This window comes from Rhodococcus sp. 15-649-2-2 (genome assembly GCF_002258645.1).
Taxonomy (GTDB): Bacteria; Actinomycetota; Actinomycetes; order Mycobacteriales; family Mycobacteriaceae; genus Rhodococcoides.
Genome location: NZ_NPFM01000026.1, coordinates 101,407 through 122,628 on the forward strand (window position 1 = coordinate 101,407; position 21,222 = coordinate 122,628).

17 protein-coding genes are annotated in these 21,222 nt (G+C 59.4%); 3 read left to right on the top strand and 14 right to left on the bottom strand.

Going from position 1 to position 21,222, the window contains the following annotated elements:
- Nucleotides 1-3: 3 nt before the first annotated feature.
- The 5 genes from CH305_RS17080 to CH305_RS17100 form a co-directional block, all read right to left on the bottom strand.
- Nucleotides 4-831: an abortive infection family protein gene (locus CH305_RS17080; RefSeq protein WP_094704351.1), complete on the bottom strand. Its 828-nt coding sequence runs from the start codon at nt 829-831 to the stop codon at nt 4-6.
- A 169-nt stretch (nt 832-1,000) separates the two neighbouring features.
- Nucleotides 1,001-2,149 carry a serine hydrolase gene (locus CH305_RS17085; RefSeq protein WP_094704352.1) on the bottom strand — a complete coding sequence of 383 codons (1,149 nt, stop codon included), beginning with the start codon at nt 2,147-2,149 and terminating at the stop codon, nt 1,001-1,003.
- Nucleotides 2,139-2,765 carry a TetR/AcrR family transcriptional regulator gene (locus CH305_RS17090; RefSeq protein WP_094704353.1) on the bottom strand — a complete coding sequence of 209 codons (627 nt, stop codon included), beginning with the start codon at nt 2,763-2,765 and terminating at the stop codon, nt 2,139-2,141. Before CH305_RS17090 ends, CH305_RS17085 begins: the two co-directional genes overlap by 11 nt.
- Nucleotides 2,762-4,324, bottom strand: coding sequence for a class I adenylate-forming enzyme family protein (locus tag CH305_RS17095; protein ID WP_094704354.1), 1,563 nt, complete (start codon nt 4,322-4,324; stop codon nt 2,762-2,764). Before CH305_RS17095 ends, CH305_RS17090 begins: the two co-directional genes overlap by 4 nt.
- A gap of 26 nt (nt 4,325-4,350) precedes the next feature.
- Nucleotides 4,351-5,013, bottom strand: coding sequence for a nitroreductase family protein (locus tag CH305_RS17100; RefSeq protein ID WP_032383742.1), 663 nt, complete (start codon nt 5,011-5,013; stop codon nt 4,351-4,353).
- A gap of 183 nt (nt 5,014-5,196) precedes the next feature.
- On the opposite strand from CH305_RS17100, the gene CH305_RS17105 reads away from it, so the two are divergent.
- Entirely contained in the window at nt 5,197-7,137 is a 1,941-nt protein-coding gene (locus CH305_RS17105; protein ID WP_179278321.1) for an NAD(P)/FAD-dependent oxidoreductase, read from the top strand.
- Here CH305_RS17105 and CH305_RS17110 read toward each other — a convergent pair whose 3' ends face one another.
- Genes CH305_RS17110 through CH305_RS17120 form a run of 3 tightly spaced genes read right to left on the bottom strand, consistent with a single transcriptional unit; the run spans nt 7,138 to nt 9,097 of the window.
- On the bottom strand, nt 7,138-7,776 hold the full coding sequence (locus CH305_RS17110) for a hypothetical protein (protein WP_094704355.1): 639 nt from the start codon (nt 7,774-7,776) through the stop codon (nt 7,138-7,140). It abuts the gene before it with no gap.
- On the bottom strand, nt 7,776-8,411 hold the full coding sequence (locus tag CH305_RS17115) for a hypothetical protein (RefSeq protein WP_143545294.1): 636 nt from the start codon (nt 8,409-8,411) through the stop codon (nt 7,776-7,778). Before CH305_RS17115 ends, CH305_RS17110 begins: the two co-directional genes overlap by 1 nt.
- 14 nt (nt 8,412-8,425) lie before the next feature.
- Nucleotides 8,426-9,097: a hypothetical protein gene (locus CH305_RS17120; RefSeq protein WP_094704416.1), complete on the bottom strand. Its 672-nt coding sequence runs from the start codon at nt 9,095-9,097 to the stop codon at nt 8,426-8,428.
- 264 nt (nt 9,098-9,361) lie between these two features.
- Here CH305_RS17120 and CH305_RS17125 point away from each other — a divergent pair, with 264 nt between their 5' ends.
- The gene (locus CH305_RS17125) at nt 9,362-9,889 is read left to right on the top strand and encodes a hypothetical protein (RefSeq protein ID WP_094704357.1); all 528 of its coding nucleotides are present in this window, start codon (nt 9,362-9,364) and stop codon (nt 9,887-9,889) included.
- A gap of 25 nt (nt 9,890-9,914) precedes the next feature.
- Nucleotides 9,915-10,439 (top strand): hypothetical protein, encoded by a 525-nt coding sequence (locus CH305_RS17130; protein WP_094704358.1) that lies wholly within the window; start codon nt 9,915-9,917, stop codon nt 10,437-10,439.
- Between the two features lie 21 nt (nt 10,440-10,460).
- Here the strand turns inward: CH305_RS17130 and CH305_RS17135 are convergent, their stop codons facing one another.
- The 6 genes from CH305_RS17135 to CH305_RS17160 form a co-directional block, all read right to left on the bottom strand.
- Nucleotides 10,461-10,934, bottom strand: coding sequence for a helix-turn-helix transcriptional regulator (locus CH305_RS17135; RefSeq protein WP_094704359.1), 474 nt, complete (start codon nt 10,932-10,934; stop codon nt 10,461-10,463).
- On the bottom strand, nt 10,931-12,037 hold the full coding sequence (locus CH305_RS17140) for a serine hydrolase (RefSeq protein WP_094704360.1): 1,107 nt from the start codon (nt 12,035-12,037) through the stop codon (nt 10,931-10,933). The genes CH305_RS17135 and CH305_RS17140 overlap by 4 nt, the downstream gene beginning before the upstream one ends.
- Before the next feature lie 99 nt (nt 12,038-12,136).
- The gene (locus tag CH305_RS17145) at nt 12,137-12,913 is read right to left on the bottom strand and encodes a hypothetical protein (protein ID WP_094704361.1); all 777 of its coding nucleotides are present in this window, start codon (nt 12,911-12,913) and stop codon (nt 12,137-12,139) included.
- 1,090 nt (nt 12,914-14,003) lie between these two features.
- Nucleotides 14,004-15,968 (bottom strand): DUF1998 domain-containing protein, encoded by a 1,965-nt coding sequence (gene drmB / locus CH305_RS17150; protein WP_094704362.1) that lies wholly within the window; start codon nt 15,966-15,968, stop codon nt 14,004-14,006.
- A complete protein-coding gene (locus CH305_RS17155) occupies nt 15,965-19,447 on the bottom strand; it encodes a helicase-related protein (protein WP_094704363.1) in 3,483 nt (1,160 codons plus the stop codon). Before CH305_RS17155 ends, drmB begins: the two co-directional genes overlap by 4 nt.
- A complete protein-coding gene (locus tag CH305_RS17160; protein ID WP_218828599.1) occupies nt 19,444-21,159 on the bottom strand; it encodes a nuclease-related domain-containing DEAD/DEAH box helicase in 1,716 nt (571 codons plus the stop codon). Before CH305_RS17160 ends, CH305_RS17155 begins: the two co-directional genes overlap by 4 nt.
- Between the last annotated feature and the right edge of the window lie 63 nt (nt 21,160-21,222).

Below are 21,222 nucleotides of genomic sequence, written 5' to 3' on the forward strand. Positions count from 1 at the left end.
AGTCTAAGCGGATTGCTTCTGCACTTTCCGCCATGGTGCTGCGGGGTCTTCGAGTGTTTCGAGCATCAGCTGGCACCACATGAACGCAGCGTTGAATGCAAGGGATGCGTGACGTTCTCCCAGCCCCGACTTCCGTGCTGCTTCACCGTGGCCGGTCCCATGAGTGTTGCGGAGTTCTGCCACTCCGATGGCCACTGAGGAAGCGCCGCCGAGTATCCGCTTCACGCTGGCGGCGTTGTCCGGTCCACTGGCCACACCAGATGCTGCGAGACCAAGAGACTCCTGCGACCGATTGATGAGAGCTTTGATCGAATCGTCTTTCGTGTATGCGATCTTCTGCGCATTGAGCACTACCTTGGCAGTGCTTTCGATCAGTTCCTTGGCACTCCCGATCACCTGCTCAGGATCTCCCGGTAGTGCACGTTGAATGCGATCTAGATGCGCTTCGATGGCTGACGCGTCAGTAAGATTGGAGAGCGACTGAGACGGGAACGTACGAGTTGTCGACTCGATAGCCCCCGTTTCGACGTTGTAAGTGAAGCCATCTCGAGCGAGCGACTTCCAGAACTTTTCCGTGTACCCCCCTTCAAAATCGCCGACTATTCGTTCCATGGCACGGAGGGCCTTCTGTACGTTGCTGTAGTCAGACCACCTGACGCTGGACATGTACTCCTGGGCGCAGGTGCGGCGTTCGCTGCTGTCGACGTACTGACAATCTGGGTCGGGAGGAAAGCCTTCATCTTGAAACGCCGTCCTAATGATGCCGATGGTGCTCGCCGTCGCCAGGTCTCTAAACAGCCCCCGTGTCGTCGTGGATATCAAATCAGCCATCGTCGTACCCCTCTCACCGCAACGAGGTCGATCTCGTCACCTGTTCAGTAGGTGATGATTTTAGTGGCGGACAACGACAATTTCTTGCCCGCTCCGTACGACCTCCGTACCTGGAGGCTGCTGCATAGGATGTGCCGAATGCTCTGTTGGCGGGCTGAACGGAATGACCTCATCGTGAAGTTGCGGCGGCCAGTCCCTCGTAGGTTGCGCGTACGTACTGCTCGGCGCGGTCGGAGCCGATGATTCCCGGCCCCATTCGATTCATGACGTAGGAGATGGTCAGCTTCGATTCCGGGTGCAGCACGGTCAGCGATCCACCCCATCCGCCCCAGAAGCAGATCTTGCCCTCGGGGATGTAGGGCATCGATTCCTGCTGGGGCAGACCGAACCCCAGGCCGAAGCGCAACGGGATGCCCAGGGCCAGATCGACTCCGTTTGCCTGCTCCTCGAAGATCGTGTCGATGGTCTCCGGTTTCAGTAGCCGTACGCCGTCCACTGTTCCGCCGCGGGAGATGACCGACAGGATCCTCGCCACCGATCGCGCATTGCCGTGCCCGTTCAACGCGCCCATGTCCGCGGCGCGCCACGCCGGGGTGTTTGCCGATGAGGCCTGCACCAATGGTCCGAGAAAGGTCTTGCGACGCACCATCGTCGGATCGGGAGCGGCATCACCGGTCGGTGGGGGCGGCGGTACGACGTCGGCGATCCGATCCCAGTCGCCATGGTCGGCACCGATCTGGAAGTCGGCTCCGAGAGGACCGGCGATCTCCTCGGCGACGAACTGCCGCAACGATTTTCCGGTGACGCGGCGAACAACTTCTCCGATCAGGTGGCCCTGACTGGCCGCGTGATATCCCGACGTCGTACGCGAATCCCACCACGGAGCCTGCGCGGCCAGACGCGAGGTAGAGAGTTCCCAGTCGTAGAGGTCGTCTTCGCTGAACGGTCGGTCCCATCCTGATACGCCGGAGGTGTGCGACAGCAGGTGCCGAGCCGCGATGTCCTGCTTGCCGGCGGCCGCGAACTCGGGCCAGTAGGTCGCGACCGGCGCATCCGGATCGAGCTGTCCGCGGTCGACGAGCATCAGTGCCGCCAGGCACGTCACCATCTTGGTCGTCGACCACACGTTGGTGATAGTGTCCGACTCCCACGGCAGGCGGCGCTCCGTATCGCGATACCCGCCCCACAGGTCGACCGCAGTGTGGCCGTCGATGTCGACCACCATGGAGGCACCGAGTTCCTCTCCGCTGTCGAGGTTGGTAGCCAACGCGTCGCGCACCGCCGTGAAGCGGGGGTCACAGTGACCGTCAATTGCCATGTGATGCACCCAGAATGCGGTGAACGGCCAATTCGACGTAGTTGTCGGCGACGTCTTCGATGCTGAGTTCGCCGCCGTCGTGGAACCAGTTGCTGATGCCGTTGAGCATGTCGGTCAGAGCGAACGACGCCAGCCGCGCATCTGGGACGGTGAATTCACCACTGCGCATTCCGGCGGTGATGACGTCGCGGACGCGTCGTTGGTACTGGCGGCGGTAGTCCTCGACAACAGTGCGGTGCTCGGGGGTGAGCGAGGCCAGTTCGTGCAGCCCCACGATGTACTCCACCCGCCGCCGGTTCAGATGCACCAGGTGCGCACGCACCAGAGACGACATGCGCTCGGTAGGGGTTCCGGCCGCGTCGAGCAGCGGCAGGTTCTCCTCGGCCGGTTCCTGCGTGACCGTCAGACAGATCGCGAACAGGATGTCTTCTTTGGACGGAAAGTGGTGGTAGAGGCTGGCACCCTTGATGCCGACGGCGTCGGCGATGTCGCGCATACCCACGTTCGAGTAGCCCTCACGCGCAAAAATATTGGCGGCATTGGCGACGATGTCGTCTCGTCGTTGGCGAGTGCGTTGCTGTCGGGGGAGAGCGGTGACCTCGGATGGCTGCGTCATACAGTTTCCTCGACCGCCGCCAGCATTCGCAGTTCACGCTTGAGGATCTTGCCCTGCGGGTCGACGGGCAGTTCGGCCACGATGTGCACCGATTTCGGGGCCTTGTACGACGCCAACTCGGTGCGGCAGTACTCGATGATCGCGGCCGGGTCGGCGGTCACCCCGTCGCGGGCGATGACGAAGGCGGTCACGGCCTCGGACCAGTACGGGTCGGGTACACCGACCACGGCGGCACGCAGCACATCCGGGTGAGTGTGGATGGTGCGTTCCACTTCCTGCGACGACACGTTCATCCCTCCCGACTTGATCATGTCCTTCATCCGATCGTAGAAGAACAGGTTGCCATCGGCGTCGATGCGCACCATGTCGCCGGTGTGCACCCATCCGTCCCGGAACACTTCGGCAGTGCGCTCGGGGTTCTTGAAGTAGCCGAGCATCACCGATGGAGTGCGGCAGAGCAATTCGCCGATCTCGCTCTCGTTCCCCGCGGGGTCGACCACCTTGATCTCGAGGTGAGTGACGGGCTTGCCGATCCACGACGCGTCGCCGTCGGGAATGTCGTCGAGGTTCGAGAACCAGCCGACCGAGCCGAGCTGCGAGAGTTCCGACTGTCCCCAGTAGGTACCCCAGATGGCCTCGGGTGCCGCGGCGGCCCAGGCGCTGATCGTGTGCGGTGACACCTGGCCACCGTAGGTGAGGCAGCGCCGAACCTGGCTCACGGTCTCGGAGCCAAACTGCGCGTCACGAGCCAGAGCCAGGTAGAACGTCGGCGTCTGCGCGATGACGGAGATCTTCTCGGCGGCGATGATGCGCAGCGATTGAGCCGGATCCACCGTCGCAGGCAGCACGAGGGTGGCACCCATCAGCGTCAGGGTCGTCATCGAGCCGAGTCCGGCGATGGTGTGGAAGGGCATGACGAACAGCCAGGTGTCCTCCGGTCCGGTGCGCAGACCCCAGCTCCACGCGGGTGCCGTGGAGATGAGGAAGTTGCGGTGCGGGATCATCACGCCCTTGGGGGCCGCTTCGGTTCCGGAGGTGTAGATGACCATCGCGACGTCGTTCTCGTCCATCTCGACGTCCGGCTCGGTGGACGGGGTGTTCGCCGTCAGTGCGGCGTATTCGGGTCCGAACGTCACCAGGGTGGTTGTGTCCGGCTTCACCGAGGAGATGATATTGGCGTAGGCCGGATCGGCCACCACCACAGTCGGTTCCGCGTGTTCGAGTTGGTGCTTCACTTCGGCCGCGCGATACATCACGTTGATGCCGGTGAAGGCCGCACCGGCTTTGAGTGTGCCGTAGTACGCCACCACCACATCAACGCTGTTGCGAGCCATCGATGCGACGCGATCGCCTGCTGTCACCCCGAGATCCACCAGCAGGTTGGCGAACTGGTTTGCGCGAGAATCGAGTTCGCCGTAGGTGGTGACCTCGCGAGTACCGTCCGCCGCGTAACTGATGAACGCAACCTTGTTCGGCTGCGTCCGTGCATGGCGACGCAGTTGATCGCCGATGGTGGCGCGGCCGATGGGGGAGCGGTGGTGGATGGCAGTACCGGGCACGGCGGACTCCTTCAGGTGGAGGGGTTTCAGAGAGCAGGCGAGAGTGCAGCGGAGTCGAACATCGGCTGCGAGAACGTCTCTGCCGCAACGATCTGCTCCACCGGATCACGGGTGAGCTTGCGCGGGAAGGACTTTTCCGGATAGCCGACGGCGATGTGCGCGGCGGTGATGTAGTCGTCCGGGATGCCGAGCAGTTCGCGAATGGCCGGTTCCTCGTGGCACAGCAACGTCGTCACCGCGGTCGCGACGCCCTGATCGCGCAGGCTCAGGCACAAATTCTGGACGGTGGGGTAGATCGATGCGCCGCCGACGACGGACAGTCGGCCGAGTTCGTGGTCGGTGGGGTGCAGTCCGTCCAGCGCGGCGCAGACCACAACGATGGCGGGCACCTCGGCGAGGTGGCGGGCGAAGTAGTCGGCGTCCTGGACGGTCTTGGGCAATGCGCCGACGGCGACGGTTCCGCCGGTGATGCCGGCGAAGTAGGCGTCCCACATCGGGAGGTAGAGATCGGCGAGGGCCTGCTTACGGGCGGCGTCGCGCACGACGATCCACCGCACGGGCTGACGGTTGCCGCCCTGCGGGCCGAAGCGGGCGACGTCGAACGCGGCCTTGAACACCTCGTCGGGAACAGGATCGCTGAGGTACCGCCTGCAGGTGCCGGTGGTACGCATCGCCTCGGTGAGTTCCATGGGTGTTTCCCTTCGCCTGTCCGCTGTTAGGTAGTGCCATGAAGCATCGTGTGGCGTGGGCCACATTGTCAAGACTCGAATCGCTGTGAATTTCGAGATCGCGAATCCCTTGCGTGAAATTGCCTAACCATGGTTAGTTGAGCTGTCGGAGTCGGATGGAGCAGCGCGCAGCAGGAGGTACCGGTGTCCACAGACGCAGGAACGGCAGCGGAGACCGTGGGTGGGGTTGATCGGGACCGGGTAGATCGGGACCGGCTCTCACGTGCTCTTACCGCGGCCAATCTGCCCACGCTGGTGGCGGTGCTCTATCAGTTGACCGGAGATCCCATGTGGCTCGCCGATCCGTATCGCCCCACGCGTAGTCGGGGCATGGACAACAACGACACGGGCGGATTCGACGACGCAGTTGCCGACCGCATCCGATCTGCGGCGCTCGACGCGATCTGCGCGTTCCACGAGGGTGCGCCCATGGCGGTGCCCTCGCCCGACTCAGAGCACATCGTCGAGATGATCAGCGTGGCCGTCGGTGAGCAGGTTCCTCCTGAGTTCGGCGTCATGGTTGCCGAGGACATGGGGTTCACCGCCGCGGACACTCCCGTGACCGCGCCGAACGATCTGTCGGTCATCGTGATCGGTGCCGGTGTCTCCGGGATGCTCGCGGCCATCAAGCTGCACGAGGCGGGCATCAGTCACACAGTGCTGGAGAAGAACTCCGACGTGGGCGGCGGCTGGTTCGAGAACACCTACCCCGGTGCCGGTGTCGACACCCCCAGCCACCTGTACTCCTACTCCTTCGCGCCGCGGGCCTGGAGCACCCACTTCGGCAAACGCGACGAGGTGTGGCGGTACCTCAGCGATGTCGCGTCCGAACACGATCTGCGGCAACGTATTCGATTCGACACCGAGGTTGCGACCGCCGAGTACGACGCCCAGCGACAGGGCTGGACCGTCACGACTGTCGACGGCGACACGCTGACCGCCGACGTGGTGATAACCGCTACCGGTCAGCTCAATCGGCCGAAGGTGCCCCACATTCCCGGGCTCGAGTCGTTCGACGGCCCGATCTTCCATACGGCGAACTGGCCGGCCGATCTGGATCTGACCGGCAAGCGCGTCGCTATCGTCGGAACCGGGGCCAGTGCCATGCAGGTGCTGCCGGCCATCGCGTCGACGGTGGGGCATGCGACGGTGTTTCAGCGTTCGCCGCAGTGGGTGTCGTCGAGTGACGTGTACTTCACCGAGATGGGCGACGACGCCAACTACCTGATGGATGTCGTTCCGCTGTATCGGCTTTGGTATCGGACCAGGCTGGCCTGGAACTTCAACGACCGCGTGCACAGCTCGCTGCAGGTCGATCCGGAATGGGAGCATCCGCAGCGCTCGATCAACCCGGCGAACGACGCCCACCGACGGGTCTTCACCCGCTACATTGAAAGTGAACTCGAAGGCCGACCCGACCTCATCGAGAAGTCACTGCCCGATTACCCGCCCTTCGGTAAGCGGATGTTGCTCGACAACGGCTGGTACGCCGCGCTCAAGGGCGACAACGTCACCCTCATCGCCGACGCTGTCTCCTCGATCACTGCCAACTCGGTTGTGGCACGGGATGGTTCGGAGACCGAGGTCGATGTGGTGATCCTCGCGACGGGATTCGAGACCCACAAGCTGCTGACGCCGATCGACGTGCGCGGACGGTCGGGGGAGTCCATCCGCGATATCTGGGGCCCGGAAGATGCGCACGCGTACCTCGGCATCACCGTCCCGGACTTCCCGAACTTCTTCATCACCTGCGGCCCCGGAACGGTGCTGGGCCACGGGGGCAGTTACATCACCATCGCCGAGTGCCAGGTGCGCTACATCGTCGATGTGTTGATCGACATGGTGGACAAGCGGATCGGAGCCATCGAGTGCAAGGCCGACGTGGAGACGGAGTATGTCCGCAAACACGACGAGGCGCACGCGAAGATGATCTGGTCGCACGGCGGCATGGACAACTGGTACCGCAACGACGCCGGACGCGTGGTCTCGACGCTGCCATGGCGCATCGTCGACTACTGGGAGATGACGCGGCGGGTCGATCTGGACGACTTCGTCACGGAGCCTCGTCTGGATGAGGCTCGCTGATCAGTTCCACGTCGCCTGCTGCATCGACAACACGAATCCGTGCCCGCCGCCCGCGTCGCAGACCATTGCCTCGACCCGCGAATAGCAGGTGTAGCCGTTGAACGAAATCGATGTGTTGTACTCCAGCGGCTGAGCATTCTCGACCCCGAAAGCGCCTTGGTTGAAGCACATCGGCGTCACCTGCCCGGGATCTAGGAGGAAGCCTTTGCTCATTTCGTCGGCCGAAAACGGCGGCTTGTCGCAGTCGGCACCGTCGGGCACCGGTGCGTTCGTGGCTTGACAGCCCGAAGAGAACGCGGTGGAACCGAGCTTGCAATAGACGTTGCCCGACGGTGATTTCCATCCGACTTCGTTGTTGATCGCGGCATATCGCGCCGGGTCGACGGGGGTGATCTGTGTCGAGTCGGCAGACGGTGTTGCGACAGAACCGGAGTCGGGGTCACTGCTGATCGGGGGCTGAACGTTGGAGACCGGTGGCGACGCGTCGTTCAATGCCGTCGGCGCACCCCCGACCACGGTGGGGATGACCGACGGCATGGCGTTCGTCGGTGCGGTCGAACTGCTGCATCCCGTCAGGACCAGCCCGGTACACGCAATGGCCAGGGCGGAGACAACGGTGCGAATCCTGTTGCGCGTCATCAGTTCGACGTCGCTTGCTGCATCGACAACACGAATCCGTGTCCGCCGCCGGCGTCGCAGATCATCGCTTCGACGCGGGAGAAGCACGTCATCCCATTGAACGTGATGGAGGTGTTGTATTCCAACGTCTGCGCATTCTCGACTCCGAATTCGCCTTGATTGAAACAGGTCGGCGTCACCTTGCCCGGCGTCATGTAGAAGCCTTTGCTCAGTTGGTCGATGGTGAACGACGGAGTGACGCAGTTCGCGCCGTCCGGGACCGGAGCATCTCCTGACTGGCAACCGGACCCGAATTCGGTGGAGCCGATCTTGCAATAGATCTTGCCGGACGGCGACTTCCAACCGACCTCGTTGCCGTACGCGGTGTAGCGGGCCGGGTCGACGGGTGTGATGGGGGCGGTGTTGTTCACCGGGTTCGCGCCGGTCTGCGCTGGATCGGTGGCCTCCGGTGCGGAGGCGGTGTCCGTGGTGTCGACCGGGGGGTTTGCAATGGTCACCTGGGGCGGCGCGGGAATCTGCGACGCGGCGCTGGGAGCTGGGGCCAGTTCGGCTGCAGGGGCATCTTCGTTACCGCAGGCCGTCAGCGTGAACGCGAGGGCAGCAGTGGCCGCAATCAGGGCTGTTCTATGGAACATTCGTATCTCCTTCATCAGAACGCGATGTTGACGTCGCGGGAGATCATGAAGCCTCTGTCGCCGTCGTAGCAGGTGATGCCGGCTTCGGTGGAGCGGCAGAAGTTGCCGGTCACTCCGATGACCTGACCGTATTCCAGAACTCGGGGGCCGGGATTCCCGCCGAAGAAGATCCCCTGGTTGGTGCAGATCTGTTCGACGGTGCCGCCTTCGCGGATCTGCACCCCGTAGGTGTTGTTTGCCGTATTCGCGCACTCGCGCCCGGTGTTGCCGGGTACCGAGTATCGAACTTGGCAGCCCACGATGGTTCCTGGTGCATTGACCGAACCGAATGCGCAGAAGACATTTCCACTGGGGGACTGGAAGAAGTACTGGCTGCCGGCCTCCTCGAAATCGCGCGCATCGACGTTGACGTCGTCGCGGTTGGGAGCGGGCGCCACAGCGGCTGGTGCCGCGTCGGCCGGCTGCTCCGGTGCCGGAGTTACCACCTCCGGAGCCTCGACCGCTGGTCCGTCCGTTCCGGTGCCACCGCCCACGTCGGGGGAGTCGGCGGCTGACGGAGCAGGAGCTGCGCTGGTGACCGGCGGAGCATCGGTGCTGGTCGGTGCCTCGGACCCGCAGGCCGCGACGGTCAGGGTGGTAGCGGCGACCAGCGCACACATGGCCACGATGTTGCGGACTTGCCTCATTCGTTCGTCCTCACCGGTGGCTGCGAAGTGCATCACCTCTTGGCACGCTTATCGAGCAGGCCAAGTGGTCTGTTAACGTCTTTCGTGTCACGACCGCGTCACGAATCGGTATACGGCTGGACTATCGGACATTTCGCCTGCGAGGGTGAAATCGACGGAACACTCAAGAACCAGTTGATGTTTCAGCTTCAACCCGAGACGCCTGGTGTGGGACTTGTTCTTGTCTGGAATCACGTTGTGTGACATCGATGAAAGGCGTGCACTATGCGAAAGTCATTGCGGCAAGCGGTAGTAGCGACGGCACTCACTGTTCCCTTGGTGTTCGGTATCGGAGCGGGCACGGCTGCTGCGGCCCCGCAGGTGACGAATCTGCAAGTGCCGATCGTGACCGGGTTCCAGATCGCTCCCGGAGCCGTCCCTGGTGGCTTCTTTCAGACCATTCCGATGAACGCCACCGTGGGCGACGAGCCCGGTGTCGCTAGGTTCTCAGCCGCGAACATTGCCCCGTTCGCCGATCAGTATCCCTACCGGTATCTCAATCTGACCTGGCGGAACCTGGCAACGGGCGCAACGGGTGCCGCCGACCTTCGGCATTGGCAACACGATCCGACACCGTCGCCCGAGGGACCCTATGGACGGGAGGATCTTCCGCTCGAGGTGGTCGCGAACACCGGCTCTGGTCCTGTCGTGGTGACGGTAACGCATACCCGGGACTACTCAAACGGCGGTCAGTGGGGCTCTCCGTACCTCGACACGCTTCTCCCCGGTGCCGGCGTAGTACTGGTCCCCTGATTCGAACGCGAACGAAAGGCACACAATGCGAACATCTTTGCGACGCGGAGTAGTGGCGCTGGTGGTCTCCGTACCACTGGTTCTGGGTGTGGGAGTGGGCGAGGCGACGGCAGCACCCACGACGTCCGAGCTTCTGGTGCCCGTCGTCACCGGGCCGGAGTTCGGACCGGCTGGGGTTCCAGGTGGACTCGTTCAGACGATTCCGATCAAGGCGACAGTAGGTGAGAAGCCGGGTGAGGTGCGCTTCGCGGCTGCAGACATCAGGCCGTACTACTACCAGTTCAATTACCGCTTCCTGACGGTGAACTGGCGCAATCTCGCCACCGGTGCCGTCGGAGCGGTCGATATACGGCACTGGGAAGCCCTCGAGAATCCATCGCTACCGATCAACGCGGAGCCGAGATATCCGGTCAATCTGCCTCTCGAAGCGACCACGCAGACCGGTGCAGGCCCGGTGGTCGTGATGGTCACCCACAACCGTGAGCAGTGGCAAGCCCCGCCGGCATCGAACGCCCTCATCCCCGGCTTGGGTGTGTTGTTCGTGCCCTGATCCGACGGTTGCGCGAGGCGGTCAGGTGCCCAGATCGCCCGCGATATCAGCAGCAGCGAGCATCGAAACAAGCACCGGCACGACGCGTTTCGCGGCGATTCGGTAGTCGCCGCGGCCCTGCTGCTCGACGATGTTCGCCGAACTCAGCGTCTTGAGGTGGTGATAGATCTGACCGGAGGAGCCGACTCCCACCGTGGCGTGCAGATCCGCCGCGTTCGCGGGGCCGCGCAGCAGTGTCCGCACGATTTGCAACCGCACCGGATGTCCCAGGGCGGCGAGCACTTCTGATGCCGACGGAATTGGTAACTCCACGATGGCGTCGGGGGAGTAGCCGATGTCCCAGCGGACCGTGCCGTACAGATGCACGTCGCCTTGGTAGGCGATCAAGCCGCCGGTCGACGGTGCGGCCTCGAGCTGCTGGGGAGCGTCGCGTCGTTCCAGTTCGGCGACGCGGGCTTCCAGCTCTGCCAGTCTCGATTCGAACTCTGTGCTCACACCACGCAGGCTATCCGGTCTAGAACCTCCGTCGAGAGCATCGCCTCGATGATGAGTTGCTGCTGCGAGCCGGCTCCGGCCATGGCTTGATCGAATCGGTCGGCCGACAGTCCGTCGGTAAGCCACACGGCCGTCGCTACTGTTCCGTCGTTGCGGCGCAGCTCGAATCCCTGGGTCAGGACACCGGGGAGGCTGCCACCTTTGAAGCCGACACCGAGAACGCCGTCACCTGCGGGTTGCCATTCCAGTTGGCGCAGAATGGTGTCGGATGCGTCGCCGTAGGTCCCGTCCGTGAAGGCGCGATACATTCCGTTCAATTCTTCGGCCGAACCGCCGCGGAAACTGCTCTCAACCCTGGTGGCCTGGTCTTCGTAGATCGGCACTTGCACGGACGCCTCGACCTGGGCCCGGAACTGCGTGTCGAATGCCCACTTCTGTGCGGTCTCCCAGGTATCTGCATCGGCGAGTTCGGGATCGAAGACCGAGAGCATGTCGGCCACCATGCTCGGCAGCTCGAAGTTCTCCCAACCTCCGGTTGCTGCGGCGTCGACGAGGGCCTGATCGCCGAGTCGGTAGCGGAGGTAGTCGGGAACCGAGTTGTCGCTTTCCTGGATCATGGCCGAGACCATGTCGTCGATGCGAACCGTGGCATTGGGGTCGGTTGCGTTGGTGCCGACGTTCGCAATACCCAACCGGGTCAAGGCCTTCGGATGTGCATTGGCGTCGGTGCCGGGTACGTACCAGCGCTCCCAATCCGACAGAGCCACTTGCTCATTGGGGTCGATGGTTCCGTTCGTGACTGCCTGGGCGTACGCGGCGAGATGCACCACTTTGATGGCGGAGGCGAGTACCTGCTCCTGGTCGGCTCGATGTTCGACGGTTTGGCCGCGGCCGTCGTCGATGACAAGGCTGACGGTGTCGGGTGCTTGATCGATCAGCCCGATCCACCCGTCCTCGGTCGCGAGGTCGGTGGACGTGACGGGAGCGCAGTTCTCCGGCGTCGGGGTCGTGGTGGTCGCTGCAGTTGCGTCCGTGTCGGTGGCGCATCCGCCCACCAACAGCGCAGCTGCACAGGCTGCCGAGATCCAGGTCGAGCGTCGCATCGAGTTCTCCCATCCGTTATTCCGTAATTCCGGAATAACCATAGAACGGGCTGTTGGACGCCGCAAGACCTGAACGGAATTTGCGTGTGAAATGGCTGCTCAGAACAACGTAGGTGCGGTGTATCGACCGTGTCGTGCTTCGTTCAGTCGGGCGCTCCAGCGCTGCACGAGCCACATTTCGACGAGCTCGGGGCTGGTGCCGATGTCGGTGGCCCAGTGGGTGATGAGTTCGACGTAGCGGTCGTAGCGGCGACGAGTGAATCCGGTGACGGACGGGTCTTCGAGCCACCCTTCGTGGATGAGTGTCGAGACTCCGTATTGATCGATCAGCTGCGCTGGGCCGCCGTAGACCGAGGCTTTCACCGCCCACAGGAACGTGGCCATCAGGGACATTCCGACCCCGGGCGCATCGGGCCATACGGACCAGGTCGAGTTGGTGTGGTCGGGCACTGCGCGATTTCGAACGCAGCTGTCGAGCACAGCGAGAGTCTTGGCAACGGGGTTCTCGTCGGGACGGTTCAGGTGCGGGTTCATGACGTCAGGGAATCGTCGCATCGCTCGGCGGTGCCGATGGCTGCCCTGCCAGGCCGCGCAGAGAAAGAGCAAGCCGAGTGAATCATGTTCGCCTACAGTCAGATCGGTACCTAATCGCAGATCGTTGCGCTGCACGGTGGCACCGCCGTACTCGACGATCTCGCCGTCGAGGTTGCGACCGCGCAGTCGGAGATCATGACCTGCGCGGTCGAGGTGTCCGTTCCACCAATCCAGGTCCACCTCCACACCGTCGTCAAGAACATGGAGGTCATAGCTGCGGTGCTGACACCACTGCACACAGGCCGTGGGCGGCGGGAACCCCTCGTCGATGTGGTGATCCACGCGGGCGAAGATCTGTCCGACGTGGAAACAAAACTATGCGTTGCCAGGCTTCGAAGGTGCTGATGGCATGCAAGAAGCAGTTTTGGCCGCGATGAGCACTGCGGTGGTGGGGTCGGCACCGGCTAGAGATACTCGACGACATCCAGTGTTTACACTGAGCGGCGGCCAAAAAGTGCGGCGCGGAACCTAATCATCGCGACAGATAGCGGTCAGCAATCTCCCGTCTGCCCTGCGCAATCTCGTTGCGAGGCTGGTGAACCGCCGGTAATCGTTCCTCGGACGCCAGCCGGGCCCTCTCAGCCTAACTGTACTTTCGCGTAGAAGACCTGGTTCAGTCAATTGCGGCGCAAACCGACCAGGTATTGGGCAACCAAGTCGATTGGCGAGCCGCCGGCAACGTTCTGCTCAAGAACAGAACATAGACATCGTCGTGTAACAACAGTGCGATCGACTCATCACGCAGGAAACAGTCACCGGCTGGGAGGAGATGGTTAACGAGACCCTCGCTGAATGACCACGAAGAAACCGGCGGCAACGGGAGGGGCACGCCGAATCGCTGAAGTGCCGCACAATGAAAGTTCACGGTGCTGCATGCGGCTCGGCCCGTCCCTCGGCTATCCTCGCTCGCCAGGCGTTGAGGGACCTCATGATCAAGCGTTGTGCCATTGGAATCAACACCGACCGCCGGTAGACACCATCGAGGTCTTTTTCGACGCTTCCGAGCACACCGACCAGTGTGAATACCACGAAGCAGATAGGCCGACGGGTTGCCAGCGCTGAAGAAACGGATGCCAGGGAGGCACTGTTTACTCCCCGGCCGACTCAGCCGTTATGACGATGCCTCCGCCAAGATTTTTGATCCTCGATGACAGTACTCGTGACACTCGCCTCGGCAATTCGGCTTAAGCGTCAATATAGTGCCGTGATTCGCGGACAATACATATCCGAAATGGGCCCAGAAGCCGCACAGTATCGCGCCGCTCCGGCAGGATCACCCGCGCAGCAGAACCGCGGCGGTTGATGGCTGGACGCGATAGCTTTCGACGCTTGCTAAATGGTAGGCCTACCCAAACACTATGCGGTTGTGGATTCACTGGCCTAGGCCGGTGAAGTATCCGATATCGGGATCCGTGAATGTACCAAGGATAAGAGCGCGATCGAGGAACCGGTTAAATTCTTCGCAGCTTGTCTCTGGCAAGAGCGCACAACCATGGCACGCAGCAAGATTGCACGAATCAGGGCCTTGTCCGCTTTCGCCCAGATCCATGCAAACAGGGTCTGTCGAGCACCAGGCAGCCTTTGCAATCGAATTAGCGACGACGGACCAAAGTTTCGCGGGCTTGGCCATTCTCACGAGTCCACCCATCGTTCCCTCTGAGTCCCCGGCCGCTGTATATATGAGTAGACCAGCCATCTTTCGGTCCGGGGTCGTCGACACATAGAGTCTCTCACGCAGGGACGCCGAGCTGTAACCGCAAGTAAAAATCAACTCGTTGATGACTAGGTGAGCAAAAGTGTGAAGTAGGACCAGGCGGGGCGTGATGGGCCGATCCTCCAGCCCGCGGTGTCTAGCAACTTCGCCGAACCTCTCATTTAGTGCGCCTACTCTCTCGGTTACGCTGCGTCTATTCTCCCATTCCGACAGGCGTTCTTCTTTCAACTCGAAATAAATCCCCTCACCCTTTACGACATACGCCGGAAGCCAGTCTCTCGCTACCGCCAGCGGATGCCGACGCAAGAGGGTCTTACCAGTAGTTAGCTTAAGGCCTGCGTCACGCACTCGAGTGAACCCGCGCAGAACACGCGTTTCTCTGAGTGTTTCTACACTCCTGATCCTATCGAGCAAGTCCGTTAGATTGACATCAATACCGGGATTCGTGCTCGTCAAGTAATCATCGACGGGAGTTTCCCGAAGCAATCTATACTCGGGATAGCGCCATTCCTCATTGCCGGTCAGATTTTCTGGATCTAGCGGTGTGGCATCTCCGGCGCCTTTCGTATCAACCAGAGAGTTCGGAACGGATGTGTCTAGATCTACCCCGAACATATCTTTGTAGCCAGCAAGGAGTTCGTCATCTTTAATGGGAGCAAATAATTCTTCAGGGACTTCATCGCGAATTTCTTGCACCGTCACATCAGCGCCCCGCATACGGTTAAGCACCCGGAGAACCGGGCTTACATCGAGGCGTTTCAAGAGCTCGTGTACCTCGGCGCTGACCGCACCGATCTTGCGGGGTAGATATATTGAAGACTCGACCTTCGGGAAATAGACATTTCCAGCCGCACGAAGCGCGCCCCGAATGGGCTCACTGCAGAAACCATCCGCCTCGCCCAGCCACGGACGTGCGCCCGTGCAGTAGAACAGCTCTTTCGCAGCATCGAGGTGGTCGGTCAGATACGTGTGCTCGACCAGTCCATCCAAGTGAGACCCCATAATGCCCTCCAGTGACCGCTCCGCTCCGCACCCCTTAGGTGTTGCGTTGCCGTCGCATACGACAACTTGGCCGTCGAGTCCACCTCCTCCCCTCGATTCAAGTCTGAGAGTGCCAATGCATGTGGTTGAGCTCGATTTATGGACCCACTCGCGAAATGGAAAATCATCCAAGTGTCCGGCAGAGCAAATTGCTACAAACGGGACCTGGGCCATTCGAGGCGGCTTGCGTTTGGTCGCAGTTTCCGCTGTATGTCCCGGATCAGGGCATGCTACTGGTTGCGTCATCGACAACGGGCTTTTCTCAAGCCGCTTGCAATACATGCAGAAGGCCCATCTCGGAAACCTTAAAGCAGGAACTTTTAGGTTTGTATTACGCTGATCGAAATCCTTCTTGCGTCTTCGATAATCGGGTGGGAGTCTAAACTCTCGAACCTGGAGTCGCCTCTGTAGTCGCCAGTCGAGCGCCACATACTCGTCCAGTTGCAAGTCAGAAGAGTCATCAGTCGCAAACCAATGATCTAGCCCGGCCGTTATCACTGACGTTCCGTTGACGAGAACGCTCATTGCGCCGACGCCGAATGGACTTACGAGTTGCGCACGGCGAATGCTGCCAGAACTCATTTGTCAGACTCCGAATCTGTCGCAAGGTCGCTATTTATGTAATCAGTCGTAATCTCGAGTCGACATTCCGCATCTACATTACGCATGCTTGTCGGAACATCCCATATTGTGGCTTTGGATTTGAGGTCCGGAAGGGTCCCTGCAAACCGCATCAAACCCTGCTTCGGATCGCCACCATTAACGTTTGCACTCCATTGTGTTCTTTCCCACTTGTACCATTGATCTGCTTTGCTGCTCGCAAGAGCAGACAAAGTATCAAGCTCATCCATGTCGGCAACCGAGGCGCGATCTTGCAGTAATTTGACCGCCTGTGAATATTCTGCTTCGGGAAAAGGGTAGGCAGGTTGGTTCGTTGGACTAGTCTGGCGGATATGTGCAATGATGGCTGCGTGCATTGCCCTACGTAGTACCGGAGTAGCAAAGGGGGTCACGGAAGTAGGTTCGACCTGCGCGTATAAACTCTGATGATAGGTCCGAAATCGCTCATAATGACTTCGGTCTCGTGGCTTAGCTGCACCGTATATGGTTAAGACCAGGCCAGGGCTGACATCAGCTCTGCGACCGACACGTCCGCTTACTTGGATGTACTGTGCCGTTGTTTTAGGTTGGCCTACTATCGTCATCAACGCCAAGCGGTTGATATCAACGCCGACCTCAATGATGTTAGACGCTAAACAAATGTCGACGCATCCCGCTTCACCATATCCTATTTGCAACTGTTCAATTGCTTTTGGAATGTCGTCAGCGCGACGCCGACCGGTGAGTTCCATCGGTATACGAGGCCAACGCACGTCCTTTATGTCATCGCGCCTTCGTAAGCCAGTCAAATAGTCGGGTATATCTGATTGAATTAGAGAAACTGTATTGCCTAGTTCGCGAAGGCTGTTAAGGAAATTTACATTCGTCCAGTATCCGTCTCGGTCTGATTCTGGGATGGTGTGCGCACCCTGCAGCGTCGCAGCAGCGACACGGACCTGCACCGTTTGAGTCGACCCCAGCGAGGCACTCATTATCCCTACGTAGCGACGACCGGGAGTCGGGGTGCCATCGTCATTGGTCTCAGGCTCAGCAAAAAAGGAACGGCCTTCTTCAAGCCCGTGAGGGGGGAACAGCGAGGTGGTGTCGCGGCCGAACAAACTTCGGATCTGGTCTTCATATTCTCGAATGGTTGCGGTCGACGCGATTATTTTGGGCAGTATTCGCGGAGACACGCGTTTGTCAGTGCACAGATCTTCGACCACAGGCTCATAAAGACCCACCATCGAACCAAGAGGTCCCGAGATGAGATGCAGCTCGTCCTGAATAATTAGTCCAGGGGGTGAAGATGTACGGCGTCCGTCATCGCCAATTCCGAATATTGCGCGTGCCTCAGGACGCCAAGCTAGCATTGCGAACTTGTCAACTGTTCCAATTACAATTGAGGGCCTTGTTTCGTAGATATCTGTATCGACCACGTGAACCGGTAGTTTCTTCCGGCCGCCATACCGGCATTGGCTATCTAAGCAACGAAGCTCGACTTTCTTTCCAACCACTTCGTACCCGATCACGTCCTGACCACCCCCCGGCTTTGTCCTAGGTCCCATCTGAGTCCCACACCATGGACAGCGCAAGAGCAAAAATTTGTTCTGCGCAAACAAGTCGCGGCCCATCGCGTTAACATTTGCCGTCGCTTCCGGCCAACTATTTGGCGTCGACGTACCCCCTAGCCATACTCCAATTCCGAATTGGCCGGAACCGAGTTCGTCCTCCATCTTAGATCTGATGTCTTCTAAAACGCAGATGAGCGATGCGGCTCTCAAGAACTGTTGAGCTGTCAGTAGCCTCAATGTATACCGCATTACAGTGTCTGTACCAGTGTCTGATTTATCGTGCAGACGCCGAGCTAGAAGGCTAATCGCTGAAGCACCCAAATATGCTTCTGTCTTACCTCCACCCGTTGGAAAAAATATAAGATCAACGAGTTCGCGATTCGGCGCAGTTCGATCTACGAGCTCAGGAAGAGTTGCTAAAATGAACGCGATTTGAAACGGTCGCCACTGACCGACCGAAGTATTCTCAGAAGGTATCGGGTGATCCGTTGGGATATATAGCGTTCCGTTTTTTCTCCGTTCAACCTTGCGCCGATCGAAGCCTGAACGAATCTGTTGAAAATACATGGCTTCGTTGGCTAGGCGGAACGCCTTGGACGCAACAGGATCACTATTAACCATATGCCATCCCAGTTCCATTCGCGAGAGAGCTTCGCCGCAAAGCCGCATGTGGCGCTTGGCTGCACTCTGATATTGGCTTGGCAGTCCGTCAATCTCAAGTGATCGGGCGTTGATCCAATCCGTGTACAGCCGCAAAACGGTTTCAACCTGATTGGCCCCTGTATCAGATCCGCTTGCGAGCGCCTGCATACTTACGGTAATTCGATTTCTGTTACCCTTTGCATCGATCGTGAATATATTCGGAGTCAGATTCGGCACTTCGTATGCAGGCAGGGGGTCCGCCCATACGGCGGTTGCCATTTCGTCTGATAATAGCTTCCAGTTGGCGGAGCATCCATGACCAATGGCGAATGTTCGCTTTTTTCGGTATAGCAGAGCGATCGATTGTTCTTCGGGGTCGGGATCATGGGTCTCGGAATCGGGATATGGCAAGACTGGGACGTTGACGCCAGTTACACGAAAGCCGACCTGAAATATTGTCGATGCCGGACCGGAGGAGGTAGATGTGTTCAAAACCGCCATTGTGACGATTCGGCGTGGTGAATCATCGGGCTGGTTATGCATTCTGCGACAATGCAGTTGTAGTGTCGGAGCAATTCGATACTGCGACTGACCTGACAAGGGTATTCGAACCATTCGTCCGGTATGTTTCACTAGCGATGAACTGTCTATGCTGCCAGTCAGTTCGAAGGGCTTACGTAGCCACCAGACCCTGGGTTTAGTCACAGATGGCAACTTGGCGGTGATGCGGTCATAGTACGCACCGCTTACATCGAACGCCAAACTGCCGGAGGATAGATCGCACTGAAAAGACACGGCCATCGCGGAGGGCTTAAATGAGTTGGCGTCCGATAGGTCGAAATCGTCACTGTCGGCGTCTCCGTGATCGACGCTTTGGCCCTTGAGTTCGATCTCAATGGTGGGGCCGACGATCGGCTCTTCGTTGGTACTTAACCCGGTCAGTCCGGATAAGTCGGTGTCTTCGATTTCATCAGTGATTCTGGTTCGAGTACTTCTGTTTGTATTGAGAGTGGCACCTGGAAACAGAACTCCGATGCCGTATCGACGAAGGGGATCGGATTGTGTCAGTATTTCTTCTTTCGTTGTCAAATCATGCCACGCGCCCCAACTATCTTCTCGTTTTTGAAACGACACGGAACCTGAGGTGCAATCCAAAGGTCTGCCCTGGGGTGCAGCACCGGGCTGAGGACCGAAGAGCTCGCGTCTGACCGCGGCGTCCATGATGTCACGGGCTAGAACACCGCTCATGCTCGACCTCCATAGATTTGTTTTAGTGTTTTCATCTCGATGATGGCCGTCAGTCGGTCAGTGGCCCTGGTTAAGCCGATATACAGTATTGCTTCGAAGCTAGTTGCCGCGTCCGATTTAAGGTCAGTCAGCACTACAGCTGGTGAGTCTAGACCTTTGAATGAGTGAATCGTGGTGAAACGGAGTTTTCCCGGAACCGGTGCCCGGCCGTCTTCGGGTCTGAGAAGCTGGCGTAGCCATGGATCCGATGTCGTTCGTGCGGCGGATTTTTGGTTGAGTGGGCTCAAGATGACGATCTCTTCGTTTTTGTAACCCTCAGCTTTTAGGTCCCGTACTGCTTTAATGAGTAGGCTAGTTTGCTGATCGCTCGACTCATATGGCAAGAACGCGGGGTCGAACCCGTCGTCTTCGCGCCGATATCGGCGATACCCGGGTATTAACTTGCTGAGCCTCTTTACTACAGTTCCAATTCTGGGTAGGTTGCGGCAATTGATAGTCAGCGAATAGGTTGAGATGCCCGGTGCTGCTGCTTTAACAAGCTGCAGGCCATCAGGTCTCGCACCGTAGATTGCTTGACGCTCAAAATCGCCAAACAGTAAAACTCGCCCGCCCTTGAGTCCACCTTTGACCATCAGGTCAAGCACGTCAAGGTACTGGGGTTGCGCTAGATCTTGAACTTCGTCAACTACGAGAAAGTCTAGTGTATGTGCATCACTATCGTTTAGAATGGCGTCAATGGCGGCGTTCGGCAAATGTTGAGTCCAGAAGGCGTCGACACCCCTATCGGGCGGGGTTAAACCGGTGATTCGAATTAGTTCCTGATGGAATGTCGATGTCGTTAGGTTGGCAAGTGTCTTTGTCTGTATTCTGGTGTGTTCGCCCAGTAACCGATTAAAACACAGTAGTCGTCCTTGCACCTGACTTTTTGCCAGCTCTCTCTTTGCTGCTTCAATAGCCAGCCAAGTCTTGCCAGATCCCGCCGGCCCCGTGAAAAGTACGGAACTATTTTGTTGCATGTTGTCAAGTGCGTCGTACTGTTCGTCAATAAACTCAGCCATCTGGCTTGTGCGCTGGTTGCGCATGTCTCCGTGAAGGGTGGCAACTTCAAAGCGGGGTCTGAGCGAGTGAGCGATCCGTGCCGTGGCGTGTTGGTCAGGACCGGCACCGTTTACCGCGAAGCCATGGATTCGCGATTGTAGGTGTGCTGTGCCCTTAGTCAACGCTTTCAGTATGGCCGCCGATGCGCTTTTGTGCAGGTCGGATGAATCAAGTAGCTGCCATTTGTGCCATTCTGGACTAACTTGGAGTTCCGGATTTGCACGAAGATGAGTGAACCAGACAACGTCGACTATTGGAACGGAGCGCAAGTCAATGTTGTGATTGATGAGGTAATTTCTGATACTGTACATTGCAGTCTGAACCTGTTGAAATGGGCTTCGGGGTTCGGGTGCATGATTGCCGAGCTTCCAACGCCCATCTACCGTCCGTTCGACATGTCGATGTGATTTTACTTCAATTACAACAATGCCCCGGTTAGGCACAAGAACTACGAAGTCGGCTTCTCCATCTACTTGCTTCACATGTGACGCGAGTCCGAGTGAGTGGAGTGCTATCCAATCGCTGGTCGTGTCATCAGCTGCCAGCATTTTGAAAAGTAGGCGTTCTCCAGGCGGTGCTTCAATCGGGCAATAGGCAGGCATCATCCGAGCCATTGAGCTCCCCAATCTTTAAAAAGTACGCGAACCGCGCTACGTGAGACTAGATTTTGGTGCTGC